Origin of the sequence: Tersicoccus phoenicis, assembly GCF_001968835.1 — a bacterium.
Lineage (GTDB): Bacteria > Actinomycetota > Actinomycetes > Actinomycetales > Micrococcaceae > Tersicoccus > Tersicoccus phoenicis.
This window is the reverse complement of the sequence record NZ_MRDE01000026.1, coordinates 29,516-55,624: the sequence shown is the minus strand read 5'-3', so window position 1 is coordinate 55,624 and position 26,109 is coordinate 29,516. Positions and strand designations below refer to the sequence as shown.

The following is a 26,109-nucleotide window of genomic DNA, read 5'->3' as shown; positions in this document are numbered from 1 at the left end:
TGAGCGGTACCGGCTGGCCGTCGAGTACCGGGGCGGCACGACCCGGACTGCTGTCGACCCGTTGGTCGGCCTGACCACCGTACTGCTCCGCGGGCCGGTCCCCCGTCACTCCTCGTCGAAGCCGCGACCCACGAGTTCCTCGACGGTGCGGACGGCCCGGTCGGCGTCCGGGCCGGTGGCCTCGACGGTCAGGGGCGCGCCCTGTCCTGCGGCCAGGGTCATCAGCATCATCACCGACGCGCCGTCGACCCCGTTGATCCGCGTGTCCGCGTCGAGGCCGCCGAGCGCCTGGGCGAGCATCGCCGCGGGCCGCGCGTGCAGACCGACCTTGTTGGTCAGAGTGAAGGTCCCGGTGGCCGTGGTGCCGTCGTTCCCGACTCCTGCCCGGGTCGGGCCGTCGACATCGGCAGCGGACGGCGACGCAGCAGCGGATGGGGACGCGCCGGCACCGGGCGCGGCGGCACCGGACGTGGCGGGGCTGCCCCGCGCGGCCGTCGCGTCCGTCGCGACCCGGTCCAGGTCCGCCCCGGTCTGGGCGGCGACGGCGGCGGCCACGGCGCCCTCGACGATCGGCGCGTCCGGTATCCGCACCAGGGCGCGGGCGTCGTCGTCGAGGAACTCGAGGACCGACTCCGCGGTCATCACGGCGGAGCCCAGATCGGTCAGGACGACGACGCCGTCGCCGCTCTGCGCGGACTCGACCGCCGCCATCACCACCTCCAGGCTGGTGCCGATGCCGCCGTCATCCGTGCCACCGGCCGGGACGATCCGCACGTCGGCGGCCATCTGGGCGGCGAGATCACGCACGCCCTCGGCGATCTTCGGGCTGTGCGAGACGACGACCAGCCCGACGCTCACCCGCGGGACTCCGCAGCGTCACCATCGCCGTCCGCCCCGGCGGCGGACTCCGCCCCGGCGCTCGCCGCACTGGCGGCGGCCCGCAGCAGCAGTACCGTCGAGACGGCGCCCGGGTCCCGGTGCCCGATGCTGCGTTCGCCGAGGTAACTGGCCCGCCCCTTCCGCGCCTGCAGGGCGTCGGTCGACTCGGCCCCGGTCTGCGCGGCGTCGGCCGCCGCGGTGAGCACGTCGGCGGGCGAGGCGCCGGACGACGCCGCCTGCACCGCCGCGTCCACCGCCGGAGTCCAGGCGTCGACCATGGTCGCGTCACCGACCTCGGCCTTGCCGCGGCTGACGACGCCGTCCCGGGCCGCGGCCAGCATGGCGGCCACGGCCTCGGCGGAGGCATCGTCGTCGCCGAGGCTGGTGGCCGCCCGCAGGAACGCCGTGCCGTACAGCGGGCCGGCCGCGCCACCCACCTTGGACATCAGCGTCATGGCCACCATCTTCAGCACCGCGCCGGGACCGGTGAACTCGTCGTCGAGCTTCTCCCGCACGGCGGTGAACCCGCGGTCCATGTTCTCGCCGTGGTCACCGTCACCGATCGCCCGGTCGAGGTCCACCAGCTCCGCTCGGTGCTCCGCCACGGCGTCGGCGGCGGCGCGGACCCACCGCACCGCCCACGCCGTGTCCAGTGCCGCCCCCGTCACGCTCAGACTCCCCACCGCAGGGCGGCAGTCCGCACGGGCTCGTCCCACAGGGTGAGCATCTCGTCGTCGCAGCGCAGCACCGTCGCCGAGGCCCCCTGCATCTCCAGAGAGGTGGTGTAGTTGCCGACCAGCGAACGCGCAATGCTCACCCCGGTCCGGTCCAGCAGGGCGGCGGCCGCCCGGTACACGATGTACAGCTCGGACAGCGGGGTGCCGCCCATCCCGTTGACGAACAGCAGCACCTGCTCCCCGGAGGAGAGCCCGAGGTCGTCGATCACCGGTTGCAGCAGGTGCCCGGTGATCGCGTCGGCCGGCTCCAGCTTGCCGCGCCGCCGGCCCGGTTCCCCGTGGATGCCGATCCCGATCTCGATCTCGTCGTCTCGCAGGTCGAAGCTGGGGTCCCCGGCGTGCGGCACGGTGCAGGCCATCAACGCCACCCCCATCGACCGGACGTTGGCCACCACCCGCTCGGCGACCGCGACGACGGCTTCCAGGTCGTCGCCTCGTTCGGCGGCGGCACCGGCGATCTTCTCCACCAGCACGGTACCGGCCACGCCACGGCGGCCCGCCGTGTAGAGGGAGTCCTCAACGGCCACGTCGTCGTTGACCAGGACCTGCCGGACCGTGCTCCCCTCGGCCTGCGCCATCTCCGCGGCCGCCTCGAAGTTGAGCACGTCCCCGGTGTAGTTCTTCACGATGTGCACGACGCCGGCTCCGGCGTCGACGGCCGCGGTGGCGGGGATGATGGCGTCCGGCGTGGGCGAGGTGAACACCGGCCCGGGCACGGCGGCGTCGAGCATCCCGCGACCCACGAAACCGGCATGCAGCGGCTCGTGCCCGCTGCCACCGCCCGAGACCAGGCCGACCTTGCCCTCCCGCGGCGGGTCCTTGCGCACCACGTACAGCGGGTCCGGGTTCACGGTCACGAGGTCGGCGTGCGCCCGACCGAACCCCTCGACCGACTCCATGACGACGTTCTTCGGGTCGTTGATGAGCTTCTTCATCGAATCTCCTCGTCAGTCCGTCCGCGAGCCGTCATCGGCGTCGACGCGGTGATCTGACAGTACCGCCGCCCCCGGGCAGGGGAAAGGGGCGGGAACCCGCAGGTACCCGCCCCTCCCGGCCGGCCGGACCCGTTGCCTGGGCCGGATCACGTTCAGCGCTTGAAGGCGTCCTTCACGTTCTCGCCGGCCTTCTTCACGTCAGCGCCGGCCTGGTCCGTTTTGCCCTCGGCCTGCAGGCCCGGGTCGTCGCTTCCCTTGCCGGCGGCTTCCTTTGCCTTGCCGCTCAGATCCTGTGCGGCGTTGCTGATCTTGTCTCCGATTCCCATGCATTCTCCCTTCGTCGGTTCGGCGCCCTGCTGGCGCCGATGTTGGCCGGTGGTGGAACTCCGCCGGGCCGGGCTGTGGTTACTGGCCCTCGCCCGCGTCTCCGCCGCCGCCGAACTTCTGCTGCGCGGCGTCGACGGCCTGGTTGCCCTTGTCGCCGAGCTTGTCCCCGTACTGCTCCTGGGCCTGGTCGACCTTGCCGTTGGTCTGGTCGTTGCCCAGCGCGTCCTTGCCCTTGTTGATGGCGTCGCCGAATCCCATGGTGTTCAACTCCCTCATCGGTTGGAAGTACAGCCTGGACGACCGTCGTCGGGCGGTCATCCGAACATCCACAGTAGGCTGAGGATCGGTGCGATGTCCAGCAACCGGGGGTCCGGGGCGGAGCGGGCGCTGACCCGGAGCGACGTTCAGTCGGCGTCCAGTCGGCGGATCATCCGGGTGTTGCCGAGGGTGTTGGGTTTCACCCGGGCCAGGTCGAGGAACTCGGCCACACCCTCGTCGTGCGAGCGCAGCAGCTCGGAGTAGACCACCGGGTCGATGCTGTCCTGGTTGGCCATCACGACGAACCCGTGCCGGGTGAAGAAGTCCACCTCGAACGTCAGGCAGAAGACGCGGGCGACGCCGAGCGCTCGCCCTCGCTCGAGCAGAGCGTCGAGCAGGGCGCGGCCGACGCCCCGGCCCCGCCACGCCGTGGAGGCGGCGAGGGTGCGCACCTCGGCGAGGTCCTCCCACATCACGTGCAACGCACCGCAGCCGATCACCGTCCCCGCCTCGTCCTGGGCCACGAGGAACTCCTGGATGTCCTCGTAGTAGGCGACCGCCTCCTTGGAGATCAAGACGCGTTCCTCGGCGAGGGGGGCGACCAGGCCCCGGATCGCCCCGACGTCCGAGGTGCGGGCGCGGCGCAGGGTGTAGGCCGGTGCGTCCTGCTCAGCCATCGGCAGCTTCAACCGTCGATTCCTCACCCGGTTCCGCCGCCGGCTCCTCGGCCACGGCCCGGGTCAGGCCGAGCTCGGTCGGCAGCGACTCCTTCCGGCCGAGCACGTGCTCGGCGAGGAACGCGCCGACCACCCCGTACCAGACCTTGGCGTGCTGCGGCTTGAGCACCCAGTGGTTCTCGTCCGGGAAGTAGAGGAAGCGGTGCGGGCTGCGCCCCTCCTCGTCGGCCGCCAGCCCCGAGCGGGAGAGCAGCTCGTACCACAGTCGCAGCCCCTCGTTGATGGGCACGCGGTAGTCCTTGTCGCCGTGGATCACGAGGACCGGGGTGTGGATGTCGGCCACCGCGTGATGCGGGGAGTTGGCGTCGGTCATCGCCGGGGAGAGTTCCTTCTCCCAGTACAGCGACATGTCGGTGGTGCGGGCGAAGTTGTCCAGCGCCCACAGGGACGCGTGCGTGACGACGGCGTCGAACCGGTCCGTGTGCCCGGCCACCCAGTTGGCCATGTAGCCGCCGAACGAGCCACCCATCGCGGCGGTGCGGTCGTCGTCGACGTCGTCGCGGGCCACGACCGCGTCGGTCATCTCCATCAGGTCGGTGAAGGGCTTGTCCCCCCACGCACCCCAGCCCCGCTGGATGAAGTCCTGTCCGTAGCCGGTGGACAGGGCGGGGTCGGGCAGCAGCACGGCGTAGCCCCGGGCGACGAGCAGCCACGGGCACCAGCGCCAGCTCCAGCTGTTCCACGAGGAGAGCGGGCCGCCGTGGATCCACAGCAGCAGCGGGGCGGGCGCGCTGCTGCTCGCGGCGTCCGGCAGCGCGAGCCAGGCGCGCAGCGGGGTGCCGTCGGACGCCGCGATCCGGACCTCCTCGAGCCGGCCGGGCAGCCCGGACCGCGTGACCGGGCCGCGCAGGCCCGTGACCTCGCCGGTGGTCAGGTCGATCCGCACCGGCTCGGCGGGGTGCGCGTAGCTGGCCTGCAGGGCGTAGGCGGCACCGTCCCGGCCGACGACGAGGTCGGTGTAGGCGGCGTCGTCGGTCGTCACCTGGCGGACGGCGGAGGTGGCGACGTCGATGACGAACACGGGGCTGCGCCCGTCCTGGTCGGCGGTGACGACGACGCCGGACCCGTCCGGCAGCCACGCGTGCGGGTGGCCCCAGCGGTCCCAGTCGTGGGCCAGCGGGGAGGTCTGCCCGGTGCGCAAGTCCAGGAGCATCAACTGCAACTGGCCGGCCCGCTCCGGGGTGGTGCGGCGGTCTCGCACGACGACCGCCCGGGTGTTGTCCGGGCTGATCGGACCGGGTGCATAGTCCCAGTCGGCGTCCTCGACCAGCCGGACCCACTCCCCGGTGGCGACGTCGATGCGGATCAGCACGTTGCGCAGGTCCGCGCGCGCGAGCGCGACCGTCTCCCCGGCGAGCACGGTGGCGCCGTCGGGGCTGATCACCTGCTCCGCGTGCATCAGCCCGTTGCCGATGCCCACGGTGATGGGCCGCAGTTCGGTGGGGGCGGCGGCGTCGGTGGTGCCGGGCATCGGCTTCTCCCCGGCGCCCGGCGCTGCGCCGGCCTCGAGGGCGAACAGGCGCGGCTCGTCGGGCCCGAGGTCGGCGTCCCAGAACCGCACCGGGTACCCGGCGTGCAGGATCGCCGAGACGGTGGCGGTCTTCCGCGCGGCTCGCAGGTCGGCGTCCTCCGCCTCGTCGTGAGCGCCGGGCAGGACGTTGGCACGGACGACGGTGACGTCGGCGTCGGCGGCGGTGAGCACGGGCCCGACCCCACCGGGCCGGCTGTGCACGATGCGGGCCTCGCCCCCGGCGGCCGGGATCGACCAGAGCGCGGCCACGTGATCGTCACCGCCGTCGGTGTCGGGGACCGGGCGGGCGGAGGTGAAGAGCAGGTCGCCGGTGGCGGTGAAGGCGGCACCGGCCTCTCCCTCGGCGCTGCGGGTCAGCCGGGTCGCGGCCGCCTGCCCACGGGTGTCGATCCCCCACAGCGCGGTGGCGTATGCGGTGCCCTTGCCGTTGAGGGTGGCGACCGCGGTGACCAGGCGGGTGCCGTCGGGGCTGAGCGCCAGCCCGGACAGGCGCGGCAGGCGCAGGAAACGGTCCAGGTCGTGGAAGTCGGTGGCAGGCCTCCGCGCCGCAGACCCGGACGTGTTCGCGGCGGGACCTGTGGGAGCGGCGGTGATGGTGGTCGTGGTGACGTCGGTCATGTCTCTTCTCTACCACTTGCCGGCCGCTTCGATGGTGATCCGTGCCGTGCGGTGCGGCCGACTCGGACGGACGCGGAACGGCGGACCCACCGACACCGGTGGGTCCGCCGTTCCTTCTGCATTCGCCCGCGGGCGACGGCTCAGTGCGAGTCGCCCTGGTCGACGACGTGCGGTTCGTAGTCGCTGCTGGTGCCGCCGGTCTCCGGGTCGGTCCCGTCGTCGTCGGCGGCCTTGTCCTTGACGGTGCCGACGGCCTGGTCGGCCTTGGTGGAGGCCGTGTCGGCGGCCCCGGACGCGGCGTCCTTGGCCTTCTCCGCCCCCTCCTGGACCTTGCCGGCCACCACGGGAGCCTTCTCCTTGGCCCATTCGGTGCCCTGGTTGACCTTTTCCTGCACCTTGGGGTCGTTGACGAAGCCCGTCACCTGAGCTCGCAGCTTGTCGTAGGTGTCCCGGCCGGCACGGGTACCGAGCACGAAACCCACGCCCGCTCCGACCAGGAAGATCGCCTTCTTGAGCATTCGCCCGTCCTTTCATCATGGCGGGACGTTCCCCCGCATCACCCTCAGCCTACTGATGACGGGCGGTCGCCGCACGGGCGTGGGGCGGCGACACACGGGTGACGACGACGGGCCCGGGACCACCCGCCGCAGGGCGGCGCGGTCCCGGGCCCGTCAGCTGGCCGGCCGGACTCAGGCGGACGGCACGGTGTCCGGGACGGACGGCTTCGATGTGCCCTCGAAGGTGAACTTCGCGAGATCGTCCTCGCCTTCCACGTCGACCAGAACGACCTGACCGGCGGAGAGCTCCCCGAAGAGGATCTTCTCCGACAGCTGGTCCTCGATCTCGCGCTGGATGGTCCGGCGCAGCGGCCGAGCCCCCATCGACGGGTCGTACCCGCGCGTCGCGAGCAGCTTCTTGGCCTCCGTGGTCAACTCGATCCCCATGTCCTTGTCCCTGAGCCGGGTTTCCAGCCGGGCCACGAACATGTCGACGATCTCGACGATCTCCTCCTGCGTCAGCTGCGGGAACACGACGATGTCATCGACCCGGTTGAGGAACTCGGGGCGGAAGTGCTGACGCAGTTCCTCCTGCACCTTGGCCCGCATCCGCTCGTACGAGGTCTGCGTGTCCGAGCCGGACTGGAAACCGGTGAGCAGGCCCTTGGCGATGTCGCGGGTGCCCAGGTTCGTCGTCATGATGATGACCGTGTTCTTGAAATCGACGACGCGGCCCTGACTGTCGGTCAGGCGTCCGTCCTCGAGGATCTGCAGGAGCGAGTTGAAGATGTCCGCGTGGGCCTTCTCCACCTCGTCGAACAGGACCACGGAGAACGGGCGACGGCGCACCTTCTCGGTCAGCTGACCGCCCTCCTCGTACCCGACATAGCCGGGGGGCGAGCCGAACAACCGGGAGACGGTGTGCTTCTCCGAGTACTCGCTCATGTCGAGCTGGATGAGTGCGTCCTCCTCGCCGAAGAGGAACTCGGCGAGGGCCTTGGCCAGCTCGGTCTTCCCGACGCCGGTGGGACCGGCGAAGATGAACGAGCCGCCGGGGCGCTTCGGATCCTTCAGGCCCGCGCGGGTGCGCCGGATCGACTGGCTGATGGCCTTGATCGCCTGGTCCTGCCCGACGACCCGCCGATGCAGCTCGGCCTCCATGTTCTTCAGCCGCGAGGACTCCTCCTCGGTCAGCTTGAACACGGGGATCCCGGTGGAGTTGGCGAGCACCTCGGCGATCAATTCCTCATCGACCTCGGCGACGTCGTCCATGCCCCCGTTGCGCCAGGCCCGCTCCTTCTCGGAGCGTTCGGTGATCAGGCGCTGTTCCTTGTCGCGCAGGGACGCGGCACCCTCGAAGTCCTGCGCGTCGATCGCCGACTCCTTCTCCTTCTTCAGATCGGCGATCCGGTCGTCGATCTCCTTCAACTCCGGCGGTGCCGTCATCCGGCGGATGCGCAACCGCGCACCGGCTTCGTCGATCAGGTCGATCGCCTTGTCCGGGAGGAACCGATCGGAGATGTACCGCTCCGACAGGCTGGCCGCCGAGGCGAGTGCCCCGTCCGTGATGGACACCCGGTGGTGGGCCTCGTACCGGTCGCGCAGCCCCTTGAGGATCTCGATCGCGTGCGCGACCGACGGCTCGGAGACCTGGATCGGCTGGAACCGGCGCTCCAGCGCCGCGTCCTTCTCGATGTGCTTGCGGTACTCGTCCAGCGTGGTGGCGCCGATGGTCTGCAGTTCACCGCGGGCGAGCATCGGCTTGAGGATGCTCGCCGCGTCGATCGCGCCCTCCGCTGCACCCGCGCCGACGAGGGTGTGGATCTCGTCGATGAACAGGATGATGTCGCCGCGGGTGCGGATCTCCTTGAGCACCTTCTTGAGCCGCTCCTCGAAGTCACCGCGGTACCGGGAGCCGGCCACCAAGGACCCCAGATCGAGGGTGTACAGCTGCTTGTCCTTGATCGTCTCGGGGACGTCCCCGCGCACGATGGACTGGGCCAGGCCCTCGACGACGGCGGTCTTGCCCACGCCCGGCTCCCCGATCAGCACCGGGTTGTTCTTCGTGCGGCGTGACAGGACCTGCATCACGCGTTCCATCTCGTGCTCGCGCCCGATCACCGGGTCCAGTTTGCTCTCGCGGGCAGCCTGGGTGAGGTTCCGGCCGAACTGGTCGAGCACGACCGAGCCGGCGGGCTGCCCCTCGGACGGGCCGGCGCCGACCCCGGCGGCCGCGTTCTCCTTACCGCCCTGATAACCCGAGAGCAACTGGATCACCTGGTTGCGCACGCGCGAGAGGTCAGCTCCCAGCTTGACCAGCACCTGGGCGGCGACGCCCTCGCCCTCACGGATCAGGCCGAGCAGGATGTGCTCGGTACCGATGTAGCTGTGGCCGAGCTGCAGCGCCTCACGGAGGGAGAGCTCGAGCACCTTCTTGGCGCGCGGGGTGAACGGGATGTGACCCGACGGCGCCTGCTGGCCCTGGCCGATGATCTCCTGAACCTGCTCCCGGACCGCCCCGAGCGAGATGTTCAGCGACTCGAGCGCCTTCGCGGCGACTCCTTCGCCCTCGTGGATGAGGCCCAGCAGGATGTGCTCAGTACCGATGTAGTTGTGGTTGAGCATGCGCGCCTCTTCCTGGGCGAGCACGACGACCCTGCGGGCTCTGTCAGTGAATCGTTCGAACATGGGGCACACTCCCTAGCTGATGCGTACTGACGATGCTACGTGTGCCGCCGCGCCCCGTGACGGGTTGTTCGCCACAGGCGAGATGGGCCGGGACGAGGAATGCGGACCGGCCGACGCCGATCCGCATTCCGCCCAGCCGCGGCTGCCCGCACAGGCCTTGTCCTCACACCGTTCTCACCCGGCACCCGGGCAACATCACTGACCGTGCGCGCTCCGGTACGCCTCCTGGATGTCGTGATGCACGCGGCCGCGGTCGCTGACCGTGTAGCCGTTCTCCCGCGCCCACGCCCGGATGCGTGCGGTGTCCTGATTGCGGCCGGAACCACTGGACGAAGACCTCCCCGCCCGGTTGGACGACGGGCGGCTCCCCGAACGCCGCGCCTTCGACACGAAGGGTTTCAGGGCCTCCCGAAGCTGTCCGGCATTGTCCGTGGACAGATCCATCTCGTAGTTCGCGCCGTCGAGGCCGAACCGGACGGTTTCATCGGCGGTCCCGCCGTCGAGATCATCCACGAGGATGATCTTCACCTTCTGAGCCAAGTCAACTCCTTTGGGGAAATGGTGCCTGCGGAAATCCCGGGGGTTCCTGGAATTCTCCTCAAGTATGAATGTTCCCGGGCTCGGAGTCAAAGCCCCCCGGCTCAGTCCGGAGAATTTTTCCGATAGCGTTTCTCTTCCTCGGCGAATGCCCGGCGCTCGGACCGGTCGGCATTCAATACGGCGCGCATGGCGAGGAAGAAGATCAGTCCGACGCCGGTGGAGGGCAACAGAGCAGTGAGTGCCGCCAAGAAATCGTTCACCGTTGCAGGATACGTCGGCGAACTGGGCGAATCCTCACAACCGCGACCGGCCGACTGCGGCGTCGGTCACTCGGGCTTCATCAGCGGGAACAGGATGCTCTCCCGGATGCCGACCCCGGTGAACAGCATGACCAGCCGGTCCATGCCGAGACCGATGCCGCCCATCGGTGGAGCCGCGTACTCGAGCGCACGCAGGAAGTCCTCGTCCAGCGTCATGGCCTCCTCGTCGCCGGCCGCCGCGCGCAGGGACTGCTCGGTCAGCCGCTCCCGCTGGATGACGGGGTCGATGAGTTCGGAGAAGGCGGTGCCGGTCTCGGTCCCGGCGATGATCAGGTCCCATGCCTCGATGACCCCGGGAATGCTGCGGTGGGGCCGGGCGAGCGGCTGGGCGATCGGCGGGTAGTCGCAGACGAAGGTCGGCTGCAGCAGGGTGTGCTCGACGAGTTCTTCGAACAGCTTCATCACGATCTTCTGGTCGATCACGTCGGCGGGCAGTTCGACGTCGTGCGCGGCCGAAATGCGTCGCAGGTCCTCGATTCCCGTCGTCGGGGTGACCTCTTCGCCGACCGCCGCGGAGACCGCCGGGTACACGGAGAGCCAACGCCACTCACCCGCCAGATCCACCGTTCCGGCCGACGTCTCGATCCGTGTCCGCCCCAGTGCACGCGCGCACGCGAGGATCATCTCGCGCATCCGGTCGGCCATGACGAACTGATCGGCGTACGCCTCGTAACACTCCAACATCGTGAACTCCGGGCTGTGCGTGGAGTCGACGCCCTCGTTGCGGAACACCCGGCCGATCTCGTAAACCCGGTCCAGACCGCCGACGACGGCGCGTTTCAGGTACAGCTCGGTGGCGATGCGCAGCGACATGCCCTGGTCGAACGCGTTCATGTGGGTGTTGAACGGCCGCGCGGTCGCCCCGCCGTGCACCAACTGGAGGATCGGCGTCTCCACCTCGACATAACCGCGCGCGTCCAGGGTCTGCCGCACGGCGCGGGTGATGGTGGCCCGGTCCAGGACGGTCTGCCGCGCCTGCTCCCGCACGATCAGGTCGACGTACCGCTGTCGGACGCGGGTCTCCTCACTGAGTTCGTTGTGCAGAGTGGGAAGCGGGCGCAGCGCCTTCGACGCCATCTGCCAGGCGTCGGCCAGCACGGACAGCTCGCCACGGCGGGAACTGATCACCTCGCCGTGCACGAACACGTGGTCACCGAGATCGACGACCGCCTTCCAGTCCGCGAGCGACTGCTCCCCGACGCCGGTCAGGCTGATCATCGCCTGCAGCCGGGTGCCGTCACCGGCCTGCAGGGTCGCGAAGCACAGTTTGCCGGTGTTGCGCAGGAACACGACGCGACCGGCGACGCCGACGTGCTCACCCGACGCCTCGTCCGCCGTCAGGTGCTCGTACTTCCCGCGCACCTCGGCAAGGGTGTGCGTGCGTTCGACGCCCACCGGGTACGGTTCGACGCCGGTCTCGAGCAGGTGCCGACGCTTGGCGGCGCGCACCTCGATCTGCTCGGTGGTGTGCTGGCGCAGGTTCACCTCGGCGAAGCCGTCGGCCGGCTCCGGGGGTTGCGGACGGGACGCGGGAGTCGGTGTGGTCACGGTATCCAAGGGTATCGGCCGCACCGAGCCCGTCCGCCCGACCCGACGAGCGGCCGCAACCGCCGCATCACTGCCGCCCGCCGTCCGGTCCCGTCAGCCCGGTGAAACCCGTGGACGGACGCTCCGGTCCCGCCGCGAGCGCGTTCTCCAGCACCGCCCGCACGAGCGGACCGGCCAGTCGCGCCGGCTCCTCGAGGTCCTGGTCGGCCAGGCGGCGCAGCGCCTGCCGAACGATCCGGTCGATATCCTCCCGGGCGCGGGCGAGGATCCCGCCGACGACCGGGAACTCCTCCTCGCTCAGCGCGACCGGTTCCGCGCCCATCTCGACGACCAGCGCCTGAGCGATCGGCAGGAACGCCGCCGGCGCGGTGACAGCGACCATCGCCCCGGTCAGCCGGGTCAGATCCAGGCTCATCCCGGTGAACGCGAGAACCGGATGCACCGCGAGGCACACCGCCCCGCGTGCGGCGGCGGGGGCGAGTGCGGCGATGCCGTGCCTGCCGCTGGTGTGCAGCACGATCTGCCCGGTCTGCCAGTGCTTCAGGTCCGCCAACCCCTGCACCAGTGGCACCAGGTCGTCGTCGGGCACGGCGATCACCACGAGTTCGCATCGCTCCACGATCTCGGCGGGTTCCAGGAGCGGCACCCCGGGCAGCAGGGCCGCCGCGCGGTCCCGGCTCTGCTCCGAGATGGCACTGACTCCGACGACGGAGTGGCCGACCGCGCGCAGGGCGGCACCCAGGACGGCTCCCACCCGGCCGGCGCCGATCACCCCGATACCGAGCCGGCCCGGCTTCACGACCGGTCCCCCGGCGCCGGCCCCGGCAGGTCGGTGTCCGGCACTCCGTCACCGGCGGCCGGAGAGGCGTTCTGCAGCATCCACTGCTCGGGACCGGCCAGGCGACGGGCCCGGGCGGCGCGGACCGCCTGATCGGTGAACAGGCGTCGAGCCTCGTCGGCGGACAGGTGCGGGACCACAGGCTTGACCGGGCCCGCCGTCGAGTGCAGCAGCACGTGGGCCAGGTTGAGCCGGCGCTGCAGCGGGCCCTGCTGCAGGGCCACGGACTGTGTCCGCTCGTGCGGGACGACGGCGAGCCGGCGGGTGAGGCGACCGGTCCGGACCAGCAGCGCCGTCTTGGTGTGCCGGTAGCCGTTGCGGCGGAAGGCCAACGGGTCGAGCCACCGTGCCCGGCGCGGGGCGGTGGTGAACCCCGTGGCGGTCCCCGTGCCGTGGACCCCTGCCCGGAAGATCGCCACCGGGTCCCCGACGCCGGGGTGTGGCAGCACCAGGGCGAGGACCTCGAGCACCTCGTCGAAGGTGCCCACCGGCAGCAACACGGTGCGGGCGTTCTGTTCGCCGCCCGACGTGCCGTAGCCGGCCACGTTCATCTCCACCCGGTGCCAGCCGAACGGCCGCCAGAACAGCGGGGCGTGCACGGACACCGCCTGCACCCGGCCCGGGGGCACCGTCTGGGCGTGCGTCTCGAGCAGCCCGTAGTGCAGCCGCACCCCGTCCGGGGAGTGCGCGACGCGGAAGTTGAAGCTGCGGGTGAAGAACGCCCAGTACGCGGTGCCCGCCCCGAACACGACGGGGATCACGGCGGCCACGGCGAGGGGCTGGCCGCTGAGCACCGCCGGCAGCAGGGTGGCCACCGCGGCGACCACCAGCCACGCCGTCATGCCCGAGAACACGGCGGCGCCCAGCACCCGGTGCGGGGGCACCACCAGCACCGCCCGCTCCGGGGCGGACGGGATCACGTCGGGGTGGTCCGCCGCGCCCCGCACGCCGGCGGCCCGACCGAGGATCGTCGCTCGCAGCTGCTCGGTCTGGTCGAGCCGCAGGAAGGACAGGCGCATGGCGGACTCGCCGGCGTCGGCGACCTCGAACTTGAGTTCGGCCAACCGCAGCAACCGGGCCAGCAGCGGCTGGTTGATGTCGATGGCCTGGACCCGGTCGAGACGCGCCTGCCGGTTCTGCCGGAACAGGATGCCGGAGTTGATCCGCACGTGGTCGGCGGTCACCTGATAGCGGGTGAACCACCAGCTGGCGAGGAACGCGACGAGGACGATCGCCAACGGGACGACGGCGACGAGCACGATGACCCAGACGGGCAGGGCCGCCGGGCCCGGCGCGCGGGAGCCGGGGTCCGCGATCGACTGCACGGCGTTCTGCAGCCAGTCCCGTCCGAAGACCACGTAAACGGCCACCAGGGCGAGCCAGCCACGAACCAGCGGCGAGGCCGGGTGCACGCGGTGCCAGGTCGCCGGCGTGTCGATGCCGCCGCGCACGGGGGCGGCCGGGGCAGGCCGTTCGCCGTCCGGCCCAGCCGTGGTCACAGCCCCGCCAGTCGCGCCTCGCCGCGCGCGGACAACGCCTCCCGGAGGCGGGCGGCCTCGCCGGTCGGCAGCCCGGGAATGGCGGCGTCCGTGGCGGCCGACGCGGTGTGCAGCTTGATCCCGGCCATGCCGAGCGCGCGTTCCACCGGTCCGGCCTTGACGTCGACGTACTGCATCCGGCCGTAGGGGACCACGACGAGCCGGCGGAAGAACAGGCCGCTGCGGATGAGCAGGTCCTCGTCACGTTCGGCGTACCCGAGCGCTCGCACCTGGCGCGGGATCAGAGCCAGCCGCCAGAGCACGACGACGAGGGCGACGACGGGAATCGACCAGGCGACGACGGCGGGCATCCAGACCCACACGCCGGTGAGGGTCAGGACGAGCGGGACCGCACAGCCGGCCACGGTGAGCAGGGCCGACGGCAACCAGACCAGCATCCGGGCCCACACCAGCCGGGGGGAGACGCCGGTGAAGGTCAGCCCCTCCGGGTCGATCGGTTCGCTACGCATACTCCCCCTTGCTCCGTTGCGGACCCTCCCCGCTGTTCTCCCCGTCCTCCGGCGGGATCCGGCAGAAGTACTCGACCAGCACGCCGGTGCCGACCATGACGGCGCCTCCGGCCACCTGGGCGACCGCGAACCAGAGCAGTGACTGGTCCGAACGCAGCGCCAGCAGGCCCAGTTGTTCGATCACCACCCCGACGTGCCAGCCGCCCAGCACCGCACCCGTGTAGGCGGTCGCCTGGGCGAGGACGAGGGCGCGGGCCGCGAGCAGCGGATTGATCATGCGTCGCGACTTCCCCTGCCGCCAGCGCAGCACGTGCAGGCCGAGGCCCAGGGTGATCGCCACGAGCAGCAGCACGGTGAACAGCGAACTGAGCGGAAGTACCGGTGTCGGGCCGCCCGCACGGGTGACGAGCACATCGACCAGCCAGCCGATCATGGCGGCGACGACGGCCACCACGAGCAGCGGCCGCACCCGGAGCCCGATCATGGCCGGTCCCCGGCCCGGTGGACGCCGTCGCGGTCGGGTGCGGCGGCGAGCAGGTCGGTCACCGGCACGCCGTCGAGCCGCGCCTCGGGCTCCATCCACGACCACGGCGCGAGGACGAAGCCGCGACCGGCCGCGGAGGCGTGTGGCAGCGTCAACTCGGGGTCGGTGCGGTGCACCTCCCCGTCGGCGGTGACGACGGTGACGATGTCGACGTCCAGGGTCCGAGGGCCCCAACGGACCACCCGCTCCCGGCCGAAACGGGCCTCGATCCGGTGACACGCGGCGAGCAGGTCCTCCGGGCTCAAGCCGGTGGCGACCCGCAGCACCAGGTTGCGGTAGTCGGGCTGACCGGGTGGCCCCCCGACGGGCGCGGTGACCGCTGCCGGGGACACCGCCAGCACCGTCAGACCGGGTTCGGCGGCGATCGCCCGGACCGCTGCGGTCAGCGTCGCGGTAGGGTCGCCGAGGTTGGCGCCCAGCGCCAGGATCGCCTCGGCGCGGGCGTCGGTGCTTCCCCCGTTCACCGACCCGGCGGCGTTCATCGGCGCTCGCGCCGCATGGTGACGGCGACGTCGTCGAACGGGACCGGGATCGGAGCGGCCGGCTTGTGCACCGTGACGGTGACGGCGTCCAGCGGGTAGGCCGCCAGCAGGTCCTCGGCGATGGTCGCCGTCAGCGTCTCGATCAGCGCCACCGGTGGCCCGGTGAGGCGGGCGTGCACCCGTTCGGCGGCTTCGGCGTAGTTGACGGTGCGGGTCAGGTCGTCGTCGCGGCCGGCGGCGGTCAGGTCGAGCTCCAGCACGACGTCGGCGGTGAAGACCTGGCCGAGCTGCCGCTCCGCGTCGAGCACGCCGTGCGTGCCACGCCCGCGGATCCCGGAGAGGGTGATCAGGTCCACGCGGCTCACCGCCCGGACCAGGCGGCCGCCACCTTCACCGCGTCCAGGTTCGCCTTGACGTCGTGCACGCGGACCGCCCACGCCCCGGCGGCGGCGGCGAGGGCCGTGGTGGCGACGGTCGCCTCGTCGCGGTCCTTCGGCGGCGCGGACTTGCCGGAGCTGGCCAGCAGCTCACCGAGGAACGACTTGCGGGAGGTGCCGACCAGCACCTTCTTGCCGAGCGCGGTGAACCGGTCGAGGGAGCGCAGCAACTGCCAGTTCTGTTCCCCGGCCTTCGCGAAACCGATGCCGGGGTCGAGGATCAGCTTGTCCTCGGCGACCCCGGCCTCGATGAAGCCGCCGGCCAGCGACGCCAACTCGCCGATGACCTCCTCGACGACGTCGTCGTACCGGGCGCGGGACGCCATGGTCCGGGAGTCGCCACGGCTGTGCTGCAGGACGTAGTGGACCCCGCGCTCGGCGACCAGGGCCGGCATGTCGGGGTGCAGGTCGGTCCCGGAGACGTCGTTGACGAACACGGCACCGGCGTCGATCGCGGCGGCCGCCACCGCCGGCCGGCGGGTGTCGACACTGACCAGCGCGCCGGCCCGGACCAGGGCGGTGATCACGGGCAGTACGCGGTCCAGTTCGACGTCGACGGGGACCTCGGCGGCGCCCGGCCGGGTCGACTCGCCGCCGACGTCGACGATGTCGGCGCCCGCGAAGTGCAGCCGGAGGCCGTGGTCGATGGCGGCGCCGTGGCTGCTGTGATCACCGCCGTCGCTGAACGAGTCCGGCGTGACGTTGAGGACGCCCATCACCAGGGTGCGTCCGGTCGGCAGATCGGCGACGGTGCGGGGGCGGGTGGCCCGGCGGATCACCGGCAGCGGCAGGGTGTTGGGGCCCGTGCCCGGTGCGACACCGAGTGTGTCCATGACGTTCTACCTTCCCAGGATGAGGCTCATGGCTTCGGCGCGGGTCGCCGGGTCGTGCAGCTGGCCACGGACCGCCGACGTGACGGTCTTCGTTCCCGGCTTGCGGACCCCGCGCATCGACATGCACAGGTGTTCGCACTCGACGACGACGATGGCGCCGCGGGGTGCGAGGTGCGTGACCAATGCTTCCACAATCTGCGTGGTCAGCCGCTCCTGCACCTGGGGCCGCCGTGCGTAGACCTCCACCAGCCGGGCCAGTTTGCTCAGCCCGGTGACCCTGCCGTCGTGGGACGGGATGTACCCCACGTGGGCGGTGCCGTGGAAGGGCACGAGATGGTGCTCGCACGTGGAGTAGAAGGGGATGTCCTTGACCAGGACCAGTTCCTCGTGGTCCAGGTCGAAGGTCGTCCCCAGCACGTCGGCGGCGTCCTGGTGCAGGCCGGAGAACATCTCCGCGTAGGCACGCGCCACCCGGTCGGGCGTGTCTCTCAGCCCGGACCGGTCGGGGTCCTCGCCGATGGCGAGCAGGATCTCCCGCACGGCGGCGGAGATCCGCGGCTCGTCGACGCCGGCCGTCGCCCCGGGCATGCCCGGGTCGTCGGGCCGCTCGGCGCGGTCCACCGTCGGGACGTCACTCATGCGGGGGCAGTTGTCCGGTGTCGGACTCGTGCGGAGCCTGCACGGGGTGCTCGGGCTTGGCGGCGACGGCCTGGTCCTGCGGGGCCTGCCGGGCCGGGTTCGGCCGGCCCTCCCGGGCGGCCTGCTCCTGCTCGGCGCGCGTCGTCACCGGCGGGACGTCCGAGACGGGCCGCTCGTCGCTGGAGAGCCATACCGGCCGCAGGTCGCGCTGGCGCACGTCGCGGAAGATGTCGGCGATCTGCTCCTGGTTCAGCGTCTCCCGTTCGAGCAGTTCGAGAGCGAGCCGATCGAGGACGTCCCGGTTGGACATCAGGATCTGCCACGCCTCGTCGTGCGCGGAGTCGATCAGGACGCGGACCTCCTCGTCGATGACGGCCGCGACCTCCTCCGAGTAGTCCCGCTCACTGCCCATGTCCCGGCCCAGGAACGGCTCGCCGTTCCCGGAGCCGAGCTTGACCGCACCGATCCGGGCGCTCATGCCGTATTCGGTGACCATCTTGCGGGCCGTGGCGGTGGCCTTCTCGATGTCGTTGGACGCCCCGGTGGACGGGTCGTGGAAGATGATCTCCTCCGCGACGCGCCCGCCCATCGCGTAGGCCAGCTGGTCGAGCAACTCGTTGCGGGTCGTCGAGTACTTGTCGTCCGCGGGCAGCACCATGGTGTAGCCGAGCGCCCGGCCCCGCGGCAGGATCGTGATCTTGGTGACCGGGTCCGTGTTCCGCAGCGCCGCCGCGACCAGGGCGTGGCCACCCTCGTGGTAGGCGGTGATCTTGCGTTCCAGCTCCTTCATCAGCCGCGACCGCTTCTGCGGGCCGGCGATGACCCGGTCGATCGCCTCGTCCAGCGCCCGGTCGTCGATCAGCTGGGCGTTGGAGCGGGCGGTCAGCAGCGCCGCCTCGTTGAGCACGTTGGCCAGGTCCGCGCCGGTGAAACCGGGCGTGCGCTTGGCGACGGAGTAGAGGTCGACGCCGGGCGCCATCGGCTTGCCCTGCGCGTGCACCTGCAGGATCCGGAACCGCCCACCCATGTCAGGGGCCTCCACCCCGATCTGCCGGTCGAACCGGCCGGGGCGGAGCAGGGCGGGGTCCAGCACGTCGGGCCGGTTGGTGGCGGCGATCAGGATGACGTTCGTCTTGATGTCGAACCCGTCCATCTCCACCAGCAGCTGGTTGAGGGTCTGCTCCCGCTCGTCGTTACCGCCGCCGACGCCGGCGCCGCGGTGCCGGCCCACGGCGTCGATCTCGTCGACGAAGATGATCGCCGGGGCGTTGTTCTTGGCCTGTTCGAACAGGTCACGGACGCGGGAGGCGCCGACGCCGACGAACATCTCGACGAAGTCCGACCCGGAGATCGAGTAGAACGGGACGCCCGCCTCGCCGGCCACGGCCCGGGCCAACAGGGTCTTGCCCGTGCCCGGAGGACCATAGAGCAGCACACCCTTCGGAATCTTCGCGCCGACGGCCTGGAACTTGGCCGGTTCGGAGAGGAACTCCTTGATCTCGTGCAGCTCCTCGACCGCCTCGTCCGCGCCGGCGACGTCGGCGAACGTGACCTTCGGGTGATCCTTGGAGATCAGCTTGGCCCGGGACTTGCCGAACTGCATCACCTTCGACCCGCCACCCTGGGCGCGGGAGAGGATGAACCAGAAGATGACGCCGATGATCAGGAACGGGACCATCAGCTGGATCAGGCCGAGCAACCAGTTGTTCTCCGGCGGCTGATCACTGAAACTGTCCAGCCGGGACGAGGAGACGGCCCGCACCACGTCGGTGCCGCGTGGGGCGACGTAGTAGAACTGGACGTTCTTGCCCAGGTTCTTGCCGTCCTTGACGTAGTCGTCGCGCAGCGTCAGATCGACTCGCTGCTCGCCGTCGTAGATGCGGGCCTGACTGGCCTTGTTGTCCGTGAGCAGCTGCAGGCCGACGTTGGTGTCGACCCGGCTGGCCGACCCGGAGGTGAGCGCGGGGAACGCGACGGCCAGCACGATCAGACCGATCACGATGTAGACCAGCGGTCCCTTGAAGAGCTTCTTGACGTTCATGCGTGGTTGAGCCCGGATCGGCCCGTACCTCCCGTTCGACTGTGCCGCCGCGGCGCGTCGGGCTTGTGCCGACACGTCGCGTCTGTGCCAAATATCGCACCGCTACCGGTGTAGGACGTACTCGACGGGTGCCGAGTTCCCTCAGAGCGCAGCAGCGTGGCGGATGTCACGGTCCTCCGCACCGCCCTGCTGGCGCGCGCCGGGTCACTCGTACACGTGCGGGGCGAGGGTGCCGATGAAGTCGAGGTTGCGGTACTTCTCGGCGAAGTCGAGGCCGTAGCCGATCACGAACTCGTTGGGGATGTCGTAACCGACGTACTTGACCGGCAACTCCACCTTGGCGGCGTCGGGCTTGCGCAGCAGGGTGCAGATCTCGATCGACGCCGGGCCGCGGGAGGCCAGGTTCGATCGCAGCCAGGAGAGCGTGAGCCCGGAATCGATGATGTCCTCCACGATCAGCACGTGCTTGTCGATCAGGTCGGTGTCCAGGTCCTTGAGGATGCGCACGACGCCGGACGACTGGGTGCCGGAGCCGTACGAGGAGACCGCCATCCAGTCCATCGCGACGTGGCTGTGCAGGGCACGGGCGATGTCGGCGACGACCATCACCGCGCCCTTGAGCACGCCGACGAGCAGGATGTCCCGGCCCGCGTAGTCCCGGTCGATCTCGGCGGCCAGCTCGGCGATCCGCGTGTCGATCTGTTCCTTCGTGTACAGAACGTGCTGCAGGTCGTCCTTGACGTCGCTCGAATCCACGCGGGGCTCCTCGGGAGAAACAGGCCGTCGTGCGGCCGGCGGCGGAGAAAGGGGGCCGGCGGATCGTCCGCGCCCAGGCGTGGACGACGTCGGCTCATGCCCCCCTAGCGTGCCACAGCCGCCCGGTCGCGCGGCAATCCTGGTCCACGCAGTTCGAGCACGACGTCGGCGGACCCTCCGCCGGCCGGGTTGACGTCCCGCCGCAGGCGCCGGGCGGTGACTCCGCCCGGCAGCTGGACCGGCCCAGCGCCGCCCGGGCCGGTGGGCGACCGGGGGGCGACCAGCGCCTCGAGGGCGGCGATCCGCTCCCGGGTCAGCGGTTCCGCTCCGACGTCGACCGCCGCCCGGGCCAGCACCCGGGGCAGCAGGGCCGGCGGTGCGGCGCGCAGATCCTCGACCGGAAGGAGGCAGCACCCGGGCCGTCGTTCGGCGATCCGGTCCAGGAGGGCGGCCGCCTCGGCGTCCAGGTGGTCCGCGTCGCGCGCGGCGATGGCGGCGGTGCGCGCCAGCGCGGCGCTCGTGCCGGGACCGAGTTCGCGCGTCAACAGCGGCAGCACGGTGGCCCGGAGCCGGGAACGAGTGTACGCCGGGTCGTGATTGGCGGGATCGTCCCACCAGGTCAGACCCTCCGCCGCGCAGACCCGTTCCGTACTCGCCCGGTCCAGGCCCAGTTCGGGGTGGAGGAAGGGCCGGTGATAGCGTCCGCGGCGGACCGGGATGCCGGCCAGGGACCGGGTCCCGGAGCCGCGCAGCAGGCCGAGGAGGACCTGTTCGGCCTGGTCGTCGAGCGTGTGCGCGAGCAGCACCGCACGCGCACCGGCCCGCGCGGCGGCGCACTCCAGGGCGGCGTAGCGGGCGTGACGGGCGGCTGCCTCCACGCCCTCCCCCGCCGGTTGCACGCGGACGCGTTCGACGGTGACGGGGGCGAGCCCGAGTGCGGTGCACTGGGCGGCCGCCCGGTCGGCGACCTCCGCACTGTCGGGGTGCAGTCCGTGGTCGACGACGACGGCGCCGATCCGCGCGTCGCCGCGCCTGGCGAGGTGGGCGGCCGCGGCGGCCAGGGCGAGCGAGTCCGCTCCCCCGCTGCACGCCACCAGGGCGTCGACCTGTTGACTGCCGGTACCGGGCATGCCGGTGCCGGTGCCGGTGCCGGTGCCGGTGCCGGGCATGCTGTCCCGCCCGGACGGCGCGGGCAACCCGGTCAGCGCCGCTCTCACCGCGCGGCGCGCCCGCGCGACCACGGGGTCGAGCGGTCCCCGCCGACCGCGCTGCCGGGTCGTCGGTCCGGTCACGACGGCACCCGGTTCAACGCCGCTTCCGCTGTTCCGGGTGTGCTCGGTGGCCGCTGCGCCGTCCTGCGGTCGAGACCGGTCCGGACCCTGATCCGTGCTGCGCTCAACGCCGCTCAGCGCCGGCCGGACAGGCCCATCCGGGCGACCCAGTCCCCGGGGTGGTGGATCTCCTGCTCGGTGGGCAGCTGGTCGGGGGCGTCCCAGATCCGGTTGAACCCGTCGAGGCCGACCTGCTCCACGACCCCGCGGACGAACCGTGATCCGTCACTGTACTGGCGCATCTTGGCGTCCAGGCCGAGCAGCTGGCGGATCAGCTTCTCCAGGCCGCTGCGACTGGCGCCGCGGGCGTTGAACCGCTGCCGGATGGTCCGCACGGTGGGCACGATCGAGGCGTCCACACCGTCCATCACGACGTTCGCGTGCCCCTCGAGCAGGCTCATCACGGCGGTCAGGTGGGAGAAGATCTGCCGTTCCTGCTCGTCCTGGAAGATCCCGAGCAGGCCGACGCCGGACCCGCCTGATCCGTCCGTTCGCGCGGGGGTGCCCGCGGCGCCGGTCAGTCGCCCGGAGCCGACGGAGCGGGCCGCCTCGGCGATCCGCGCGGCGAAGGTGTCGGCCTTGTCCACCATGGACTCGGAGAGCCGACCGATCTGTTCGATCATGTGTCCGCGGAGCCAGGGCGCCGCGGCGAACTGCACGCGGTGGGTCTGCTCGTGCAGGCAGACCCAGAGCCGGAAGTCGGCGGACTCGACGTTCAGTTCCCGTTCGACCTCGAGCACGTTCGGCGCCACGAGCAGCAAGCGACCTGCCGGCGGTGCGGTGGATCCCGGGGCGAGCGCGGCGAACGGGTCGTACTGGCCGAGCACCTTGCTGGAGAGGAAGGACAGGATGGTGCCCAGCTGCACGCCGGTGAGTCGCCCGCCGAGGGCCGCGGTCGCCGCGGTGAGCGCCTGACCGCGGGTCTCGACCAGGCGGTCCAGTGCCGGCTGCATGAGCACCGAGAAGCTCTGCGTGTTCGCCCGCGACCAGGTGGCCCGGTCGACGACAAGGACGGCGGAATCCCTCAGGTCCGCCGCGGCGTCCAGTCGGCTGATCTCGTGCACGTGAGCGACGGAGGCGTCGGCGGCCTCCCGGAGGCTGTCCACGGTGGCGCGCATCCGGGTCGGACTGACGCGCGGACCGGCGGGGGCGAGCTTGGCGGCGGTACCGGCGGCGAGGTCCCAGTCGACCAGGCCGCGTAGACGGGACGAGGTGAGGCTCATGGGAACATTCGACCACATGCCTCTGACGGACCCCTGGGCGTGGGGCTGCGTTCACCGACGGCGTGGGTCCTTGGGGCACGCCGGTGAGCGGGCAGCCGGTCACCGGCTTCCCTGGCGCGCCCACTGAACGGCGACCCTGGCCGCCGGGCTCGCACTCCGGCCCAAACATGGAGCCCACTATTCGGGCTCCAGCGCTCTGGCCCGAACAGCGTAGCCGCTGTTCGGGCTCTGGTGCGAGCGGTGGCGTGCGCCTGTTGGGCGGCAATCAGTCCAGGCACGCGCGCACGGCGCGTTCGATCACCGGCCGGATCTCGGCGTCCGGGTCGATCGTCACGCGGTGCAGCACGAGTCCGTCCGCCGCGGCCATCAGGGTGCGAACGGCGCCGGGGGCCGGGCGTGCTCCGATGGCGTCGAGGAGGCCCGTCGTCCACTCGACGAACACGGCGCGCTGGTGCAGGAGCGGGGCGAGCAGGTCGGCGTCGCCCGCGCCCTCGACGAAGAGCGCGAAACGGGCGCGGGTGCGCGCCGCCAGGGGCCCGGTCTGCGCCGCGATCATGCCGCTGAGCGCGTCGACGAGTTGGTCGGCCGTCTCGATGAGCGGAGCGTCGGCCGCGGCGAAGTCCGCCCGTTCGCGCTCGGCGAGCCAGGCGACGACTCCGGCCAGGAGGGCGTCCCTGGTGCGGAACCAGTTCGACGTCGAGCCCTTCGGCAAGCCCGCGCGCTCGTCGACCCGTGCGTGCGTGAGCGACCGGATCCCCTGTTCACCGACGAGCGCGAGCGCCGCGTCCAGGGCTCGTTCCCGTGTCGTACTCACCCCTCGACGGTACTCGTGAGGTGCGGGTTCTCTCCGACGTGAGGTGCTTCGACGTGGCCCGTACGCGTCACGCCACCCGCCCGAGGAAGTCGGCCACGAGCGCGGTCACCCGCTCGGGCGCGTCGTCGGTCATGAAGTGCTTCGCTCCGTCCACGGATGCGAACTCGACGTGCTCGGCGTACCGGGCGGTGTCGCCGGCCAGCCTCCGGATGCGCTTCTCGGTGATCGGTTCGTCGAGCGCGCCGAAGAGGAACAGTGTCGGCGGACGCAGGCGGGTGCACTTGTAGGCGCCTCCGGCGAGCGTCATGCCCTCGGGGATCGCCACTGCGCGGTACAGCTTGGTCACGGCGGCATCCTTCGCTGGGTCCTGCAGGGGAGCAAGGTACCTGTCGATCACGGCGTCCGGCACCGGTCGAGTGTGATACCTGCCGTTCCACAGCCAGCGCAGTGAGTGGCCGCGTCGGTGGAACGCGAACTTCGGCATGTGCGTCATCGCGGGGGCCAGCTGTGGGCCGAACGCGAAGCCCGGGGGGACGCTGAGCAGCACCGCCGCGCGCACGCGTTCGGGGTGCGCGTAGCTGAGCTGCCACGTGGGGATCGCGCCGAGATCGTGCGCGACGACGCGCGGGCGGTCGAGTTCGCAGACGTCGAGCAGCGCCACCAGGTCGCGCAGGAATATCTCCCGGTCGTACCGCCGGCCGTCGTCCTCGGTCCACCCGCACCCGCGCAGGTCGGGACAGATCACGCGGTATCCCGCGGCGGCGAGCCGAGGCGCGACCTCGCGCCACTGCCACCAGTGCAGCGGGAATCCGTGCAGGAGCAGGACGGGATCGCCGTTCTCAGGGCCGATCGTGGCGACGTGGGTGCGCAGGCCCGCGGTCTGGACGACCCTATGGTCGAAGCCGGGTGCCGCCGGAAGCGGAGGCGACCAGGCCGTCGGATCGCCGGGTGCCTCGACCGGCTCGCGAGGATCCTCGCGTTCGCTGTGAGCGGATGCACCGTTCATCATGGCCTCCTCCTCGTGGTCGCCACTACGACAGTAGTAACACTACAAGTGTAGTAAGAAGTTCCAGCGCTGTCCATGGTCGACCGTGCCCGCACACTGGCCTCACCAGTGAGGCCAGTGTGCGGGCTCCAGCGCCCTGGCCCAGAGAACGGAGCCACTGTTCGGGCCCTGGCGCGAGCGAGCTGGGAGGGCTACCGGGTGCCGGGGCGAGCCGCGTCGCGGAGCAGGTCCGCCAGTGCGCCCGGGCCGGCGGCGTCGGCGGCAGCGTTGAGGGCCGAACGATCGGCCGCGCTGCGCAGGTGGCCGACGACGGCGTCGCGGTCCACCGCCCCGGCCCGCCCCGAAGCGGATGACCGGGCGGCGCCGGTCACGCCGGCCGTCGGCGTCGCGACCGGCTGCGACGCGGCGACCCGCTCAAGAATGAGTGCGGGGTCCATGGTCGAGGCCATGTCCCGCTCCAGCATCAGCAGTCGTTCCTGCACCACGGGGTTGCCGATCTTGATCCGCTGACCGGAGCTGAGCTGCGAGAGCATCGGCGCGGAGATGCCCAGCACCGCGGCCAGCCGCCGGTTGGAGATCCCGTAGTGGCTCATCACGGTCCCGAACCGGTCGGCGAGGCTCTGGCCGTAGATCTTCTCCTGTTCGGCGATCTTCTCGTCCGTACTGCGAGGCTCCGGCATGCCCTCAGCTTGGCACACCTGAACGCGGGGGCCGGCCGGACCCCCGGGCGATCCGGCCGTGGAGGTCCACCGCCGCGGCTCGACGCTGACAACCACGTCACGCCGTCGTCGATCGACGCTGAACTATCGTGGTACCAGTCCTACCGGTGCCATCCTGTCGGGCGGCATCGGCCCCGAGCCTCCCGGAGGAAGACCATGAAGTTCGATGTGACCATCGAGATCCCGAAGGGATCCCGCGTGAAGTACGAGATCGACCACGAGACGCACCGGCTGCGCCTGGACCGGGTGCTCTTCACCTCGATGCAGTACCCCGCGCACTACGGGTACATCGAGAACTCGCTCGGCGAGGACGGCGACCCGCTCGATGCCCTCGTGGTGCTCGACGTCGACGTGGTCCCCGGTGTCCTGATCGAGGCCCGGCCGGTCGGAGTGTTCAACATGGTCGACGAGAGCGGGGGGGACGCCAAGGTGCTGTGTGTACCGGCTGATCCGCGTTTCGATCACATCCAGGACATCGATGACGTCTCCTCCTACCTGCTGCACGAGATCGAGCACTTCTTCACGAAGTACAAGGACCTCGAGCCGGGCAAGTGGGTCGAGACCGCCGACTGGGAGAGCCGGGAGGCCGCCGAGAAGGAGATCAACGCCTCACTCGAACGCTTCCAGCAGCACGGTGAAGCCTCCGAGGAGAACGAACCCCAGGGTCGCGACGTGGATGCCGACACGGTCAACCCGCCGTCCGAGAGTCAGCCGCAGGGTCGCGGGCAATGAGATGACGATCGACGAGGCCGCCGGCCGCTGCCTGCGTGCCGGCGGTCTCGTCCGCATGAGGACTCGGCGTCCGGGCATCTCACTGCCGCAG

The 26,109-nt window shown here is 71.2% G+C and carries 28 protein-coding genes; 1 reads left to right on the top strand and 27 read right to left on the bottom strand.

Annotated features, from left to right (window positions below; all coding sequences use genetic code 11):
* Positions 1-105: 105 nt before the first annotated feature.
* From dhaM to BKD30_RS05950, 27 genes are all read right to left on the bottom strand, one after another.
* Positions 106-858 (bottom strand): dihydroxyacetone kinase phosphoryl donor subunit DhaM, encoded by a 753-nt coding sequence (gene dhaM, locus BKD30_RS06075; RefSeq protein ID WP_076703187.1) that lies wholly within the window; start codon positions 856-858, stop codon positions 106-108.
* Entirely contained in the window at positions 855-1,547 is a 693-nt protein-coding gene (dhaL, locus tag BKD30_RS06070) for a dihydroxyacetone kinase subunit DhaL (RefSeq protein WP_235861526.1), read from the bottom strand. Before dhaL ends, dhaM begins: the two co-directional genes overlap by 4 nt.
* A gap of 2 nt (positions 1,548-1,549) precedes the next feature.
* Complete coding sequence (dhaK, locus tag BKD30_RS06065; protein WP_076703185.1) at positions 1,550-2,551, bottom strand: dihydroxyacetone kinase subunit DhaK; 1,002 nt, start codon at positions 2,549-2,551, stop codon at positions 1,550-1,552.
* 152 nt (positions 2,552-2,703) lie between these two features.
* The gene (locus BKD30_RS06060; RefSeq protein WP_076703184.1) at positions 2,704-2,877 is read right to left on the bottom strand and encodes a CsbD family protein; all 174 of its coding nucleotides are present in this window, start codon (positions 2,875-2,877) and stop codon (positions 2,704-2,706) included.
* Between the two features lie 79 nt (positions 2,878-2,956).
* Entirely contained in the window at positions 2,957-3,154 is a 198-nt protein-coding gene (locus tag BKD30_RS06055; protein WP_235861524.1) for a hypothetical protein, read from the bottom strand.
* A 128-nt stretch (positions 3,155-3,282) separates the two neighbouring features.
* Positions 3,283-3,813, bottom strand: a complete 531-nt coding sequence (locus BKD30_RS06050) for an amino-acid N-acetyltransferase (protein WP_076703180.1) — start codon at positions 3,811-3,813, stop codon at positions 3,283-3,285.
* Positions 3,806-6,022 carry a S9 family peptidase gene (locus BKD30_RS06045; RefSeq protein ID WP_076703178.1) on the bottom strand — a complete coding sequence of 739 codons (2,217 nt, stop codon included), beginning with the start codon at positions 6,020-6,022 and terminating at the stop codon, positions 3,806-3,808. The genes BKD30_RS06050 and BKD30_RS06045 overlap by 8 nt, the downstream gene beginning before the upstream one ends.
* 140 nt (positions 6,023-6,162) lie before the next feature.
* A complete protein-coding gene (locus tag BKD30_RS06040) occupies positions 6,163-6,540 on the bottom strand; it encodes a hypothetical protein (RefSeq protein ID WP_076703176.1) in 378 nt (125 codons plus the stop codon).
* 171 nt (positions 6,541-6,711) lie between these two features.
* A complete protein-coding gene (locus BKD30_RS06035) occupies positions 6,712-9,207 on the bottom strand; it encodes an ATP-dependent Clp protease ATP-binding subunit (RefSeq protein ID WP_076703174.1) in 2,496 nt (831 codons plus the stop codon).
* A gap of 195 nt (positions 9,208-9,402) precedes the next feature.
* Positions 9,403-9,747, bottom strand: a complete 345-nt coding sequence (locus BKD30_RS06030; protein ID WP_076703172.1) for a histone-like nucleoid-structuring protein Lsr2 — start codon at positions 9,745-9,747, stop codon at positions 9,403-9,405.
* 101 nt (positions 9,748-9,848) lie between these two features.
* Positions 9,849-10,007 carry a hypothetical protein gene (locus BKD30_RS16235; protein WP_162841965.1) on the bottom strand — a complete coding sequence of 53 codons (159 nt, stop codon included), beginning with the start codon at positions 10,005-10,007 and terminating at the stop codon, positions 9,849-9,851.
* 66 nt (positions 10,008-10,073) lie between these two features.
* Positions 10,074-11,615: a lysine--tRNA ligase gene (gene lysS / locus BKD30_RS06025; RefSeq protein WP_083956060.1), complete on the bottom strand. Its 1,542-nt coding sequence runs from the start codon at positions 11,613-11,615 to the stop codon at positions 10,074-10,076.
* A 67-nt stretch (positions 11,616-11,682) separates the two neighbouring features.
* Complete coding sequence (locus BKD30_RS06020; protein WP_076703170.1) at positions 11,683-12,414, bottom strand: Rossmann-like and DUF2520 domain-containing protein; 732 nt, start codon at positions 12,412-12,414, stop codon at positions 11,683-11,685.
* Positions 12,411-13,952, bottom strand: coding sequence for a PH domain-containing protein (locus tag BKD30_RS06015; protein ID WP_076703168.1), 1,542 nt, complete (start codon positions 13,950-13,952; stop codon positions 12,411-12,413). Before BKD30_RS06015 ends, BKD30_RS06020 begins: the two co-directional genes overlap by 4 nt.
* Entirely contained in the window at positions 13,949-14,461 is a 513-nt protein-coding gene (locus BKD30_RS06010) for a PH domain-containing protein (RefSeq protein WP_076703166.1), read from the bottom strand. Before BKD30_RS06010 ends, BKD30_RS06015 begins: the two co-directional genes overlap by 4 nt.
* A complete protein-coding gene (locus BKD30_RS06005) occupies positions 14,454-14,945 on the bottom strand; it encodes a DUF3180 domain-containing protein (RefSeq protein WP_076703164.1) in 492 nt (163 codons plus the stop codon). The genes BKD30_RS06010 and BKD30_RS06005 overlap by 8 nt, the downstream gene beginning before the upstream one ends.
* Positions 14,942-15,487 (bottom strand): 2-amino-4-hydroxy-6-hydroxymethyldihydropteridine diphosphokinase, encoded by a 546-nt coding sequence (gene folK / locus BKD30_RS06000; RefSeq protein ID WP_076703162.1) that lies wholly within the window; start codon positions 15,485-15,487, stop codon positions 14,942-14,944. Before folK ends, BKD30_RS06005 begins: the two co-directional genes overlap by 4 nt.
* On the bottom strand, positions 15,484-15,843 hold the full coding sequence (gene folB / locus BKD30_RS05995) for a dihydroneopterin aldolase (RefSeq protein WP_076703249.1): 360 nt from the start codon (positions 15,841-15,843) through the stop codon (positions 15,484-15,486). Before folB ends, folK begins: the two co-directional genes overlap by 4 nt.
* A gap of 5 nt (positions 15,844-15,848) precedes the next feature.
* Positions 15,849-16,757, bottom strand: a complete 909-nt coding sequence (gene folP / locus BKD30_RS05990) for a dihydropteroate synthase (RefSeq protein WP_076703160.1) — start codon at positions 16,755-16,757, stop codon at positions 15,849-15,851.
* A gap of 6 nt (positions 16,758-16,763) precedes the next feature.
* Positions 16,764-17,345 carry a GTP cyclohydrolase I FolE gene (folE, locus tag BKD30_RS05985; protein ID WP_235861529.1) on the bottom strand — a complete coding sequence of 194 codons (582 nt, stop codon included), beginning with the start codon at positions 17,343-17,345 and terminating at the stop codon, positions 16,764-16,766.
* Positions 17,346-17,388: 43 nt separating this feature from the next.
* A complete protein-coding gene (gene ftsH, locus BKD30_RS05980) occupies positions 17,389-19,437 on the bottom strand; it encodes an ATP-dependent zinc metalloprotease FtsH (RefSeq protein ID WP_076703158.1) in 2,049 nt (682 codons plus the stop codon).
* A 204-nt stretch (positions 19,438-19,641) separates the two neighbouring features.
* The gene (gene hpt / locus BKD30_RS05975) at positions 19,642-20,193 is read right to left on the bottom strand and encodes a hypoxanthine phosphoribosyltransferase (protein ID WP_076703156.1); all 552 of its coding nucleotides are present in this window, start codon (positions 20,191-20,193) and stop codon (positions 19,642-19,644) included.
* A gap of 104 nt (positions 20,194-20,297) precedes the next feature.
* Positions 20,298-21,485 (bottom strand): tRNA lysidine(34) synthetase TilS, encoded by a 1,188-nt coding sequence (tilS, locus tag BKD30_RS05970; RefSeq protein ID WP_235861522.1) that lies wholly within the window; start codon positions 21,483-21,485, stop codon positions 20,298-20,300.
* Positions 21,486-21,598: 113 nt separating this feature from the next.
* On the bottom strand, positions 21,599-22,747 hold the full coding sequence (locus BKD30_RS05965; protein WP_235861520.1) for a zinc-dependent metalloprotease: 1,149 nt from the start codon (positions 22,745-22,747) through the stop codon (positions 21,599-21,601).
* A 265-nt stretch (positions 22,748-23,012) separates the two neighbouring features.
* Entirely contained in the window at positions 23,013-23,561 is a 549-nt protein-coding gene (locus BKD30_RS05960; protein WP_076703152.1) for a TetR/AcrR family transcriptional regulator, read from the bottom strand.
* Between the two features lie 67 nt (positions 23,562-23,628).
* On the bottom strand, positions 23,629-24,570 hold the full coding sequence (locus BKD30_RS05955) for an alpha/beta fold hydrolase (RefSeq protein WP_235861518.1): 942 nt from the start codon (positions 24,568-24,570) through the stop codon (positions 23,629-23,631).
* Between the two features lie 188 nt (positions 24,571-24,758).
* Positions 24,759-25,247 carry a hypothetical protein gene (locus tag BKD30_RS05950; RefSeq protein WP_076703151.1) on the bottom strand — a complete coding sequence of 163 codons (489 nt, stop codon included), beginning with the start codon at positions 25,245-25,247 and terminating at the stop codon, positions 24,759-24,761.
* 195 nt (positions 25,248-25,442) lie between these two features.
* On the opposite strand from BKD30_RS05950, the gene BKD30_RS05945 reads away from it, so the two are divergent.
* Positions 25,443-26,018, top strand: a complete 576-nt coding sequence (locus BKD30_RS05945; protein WP_076703149.1) for an inorganic diphosphatase — start codon at positions 25,443-25,445, stop codon at positions 26,016-26,018.
* Positions 26,019-26,109: the final 91 nt, after the last annotated feature.

Excerpts from the sequence above, each read along its gene's own strand:
- dhaK (WP_076703185.1), bottom strand. The coding sequence starts at position 2,551 with ATGAAGAAGCTCATCAACGACCCGAAGAACGTCGTCATGGAGTCGGTC.
- BKD30_RS06060 (WP_076703184.1), bottom strand. The coding sequence starts at position 2,877 with ATGGGAATCGGAGACAAGATCAGCAACGCCGCACAGGATCTGAGCGGC.
- BKD30_RS06055 (WP_235861524.1), bottom strand. The coding sequence starts at position 3,154 with ATGAGGGAGTTGAACACCATGGGATTCGGCGACGCCATCAACAAGGGC.
- BKD30_RS06050 (WP_076703180.1), bottom strand. The coding sequence starts at position 3,813 with ATGGCTGAGCAGGACGCACCGGCCTACACCCTGCGCCGCGCCCGCACC.
- BKD30_RS06045 (WP_076703178.1), bottom strand. The coding sequence starts at position 6,022 with ATGACCGACGTCACCACGACCACCATCACCGCCGCTCCCACAGGTCCC.
- BKD30_RS06040 (WP_076703176.1), bottom strand. The coding sequence starts at position 6,540 with ATGCTCAAGAAGGCGATCTTCCTGGTCGGAGCGGGCGTGGGTTTCGTG.
- BKD30_RS06035 (WP_076703174.1), bottom strand. The coding sequence starts at position 9,207 with ATGTTCGAACGATTCACTGACAGAGCCCGCAGGGTCGTCGTGCTCGCC.
- BKD30_RS06010 (WP_076703166.1), bottom strand. The coding sequence starts at position 14,461 with ATGCGTAGCGAACCGATCGACCCGGAGGGGCTGACCTTCACCGGCGTC.
- BKD30_RS06005 (WP_076703164.1), bottom strand. The coding sequence starts at position 14,945 with ATGATCGGGCTCCGGGTGCGGCCGCTGCTCGTGGTGGCCGTCGTCGCC.
- folK (WP_076703162.1), bottom strand. The coding sequence starts at position 15,487 with ATGAACGCCGCCGGGTCGGTGAACGGGGGAAGCACCGACGCCCGCGCC.
- folP (WP_076703160.1), bottom strand. The coding sequence starts at position 16,757 with ATGGACACACTCGGTGTCGCACCGGGCACGGGCCCCAACACCCTGCCG.
- folE (WP_235861529.1), bottom strand. The coding sequence starts at position 17,345 with ATGCCCGGGGCGACGGCCGGCGTCGACGAGCCGCGGATCTCCGCCGCC.
- ftsH (WP_076703158.1), bottom strand. The coding sequence starts at position 19,437 with ATGAACGTCAAGAAGCTCTTCAAGGGACCGCTGGTCTACATCGTGATC.
- BKD30_RS05965 (WP_235861520.1), bottom strand. The coding sequence starts at position 22,747 with ATGAGCCTCACCTCGTCCCGTCTACGCGGCCTGGTCGACTGGGACCTC.
- BKD30_RS05955 (WP_235861518.1), bottom strand. The coding sequence starts at position 24,570 with ATGATGAACGGTGCATCCGCTCACAGCGAACGCGAGGATCCTCGCGAG.
- BKD30_RS05950 (WP_076703151.1), bottom strand. The coding sequence starts at position 25,247 with ATGCCGGAGCCTCGCAGTACGGACGAGAAGATCGCCGAACAGGAGAAG.
- BKD30_RS05945 (WP_076703149.1), top strand. The coding sequence starts at position 25,443 with ATGAAGTTCGATGTGACCATCGAGATCCCGAAGGGATCCCGCGTGAAG.